1 protein-coding gene is annotated in these 1,077 nt (G+C 70.8%); it reads right to left on the minus strand.

The annotated features are described in order from the left end of the window. Positions 1 to 958: IS481 family transposase (locus tag ACIQWG_RS40815; RefSeq protein ID WP_404106219.1), on the minus strand; the 958-nt coding region annotated here is incomplete at its 3' end. Positions 959 to 1,077 lie beyond the last annotated feature (119 nt).

Raw genomic sequence — 1,077 nt, forward strand, 5'->3', positions numbered from 1 at the left:
TGTGCTGTTCGGACAGGTTGGTGACGCGGGTGGCTGGTGTGTGGCCGCTGATGCCGGTGTGGGGTCGGTGGTAGTTGTACCAGTCCAGCCAGTCGGGAAACGCTGCCTGTCGTTCAGTGTCTGAGGTGTAGGGCCGCTGGTAGGCCCATTCGTCGAGCAGGGTGCGGTGGAAGCGTTCGACCTTGCCGTTGGTCTGCGGCCGCCAGGGACGCGTCCAGCGGGGGCTGATGCCCAGGTCGCGGCAGGTGTCGCGCCAGGTGTTCTTGGTGTAGGACCAGGCGTTGTCGGTCAGGACCCGCTCGACGGTGACGCCGCGTGCGGCGAACCAGGCGGTTGCCCGTTGCAGGAAGGCGGCGCAGGTGGCGGCCTTCTCGTCGGGCAGGTCTTCGGTGTATGCCAGGCGGGAGTGGTCGTCCAGGGCGGTGTGCAGGTAGGCGTATCCGGTGCCGTTGCGGCGGTCCTGGTTGGCCCGCCCGGCCGGCCGGCCGAGGACTTTGTGGCCGCCGCCGTCGGGGATGCGGCCGAGTTTCTTGACGTCGATATGGACCAGCTCGCCCGGCCGGCGTCGTTCGTAGCGGCGCACGGGTTCGCCGGTGGCCCGGTCGGTGGCGGCCAGGGCGGGCAGGCCGTGCCGGACGAGGATGCGGTGGGCGGTGGAGGCGGCGACGGCGCATCGGGCAGCCAGCCGCACCGGTCCGATGCGGTGCTGTTGCCGCAGGCGCACGACTTGTTCCTCGAGGGCGGCCGGGGTGCGGCCAGGCTGGTGGTGCGGGCGGCTGGAGCGGTCCTGCATGCCGGCGGGCCCGTGCCTGCGGTAGCGGCCTGCCCAGCGTGCTGCGGTGGTGTGGCTGACCTGGAAGCGTTCCGCGGCCCGGCGCAGCGGCCATCCGTCATCGACGACACACCGCGCCAGACGCAGCCGACCGGTCGCCGTCAGCGGGGCATTACGGTGGAACAACGAGGGCCTCCTGGGTGCCGGTTGTCGATATCGCAATCCACACCGAACCCAGAGGCCCTCGCCCCGTTCAAGGACCGCTCAAGGCGTGTCGCCTGTCACCAACGTCCCGGGACAGCACA

The sequence above is a fragment of the Streptomyces sp. NPDC098781 genome (assembly GCF_044759995.1).
In the GTDB taxonomy this organism is placed as follows: domain Bacteria; phylum Actinomycetota; class Actinomycetes; order Streptomycetales; family Streptomycetaceae; genus Streptomyces.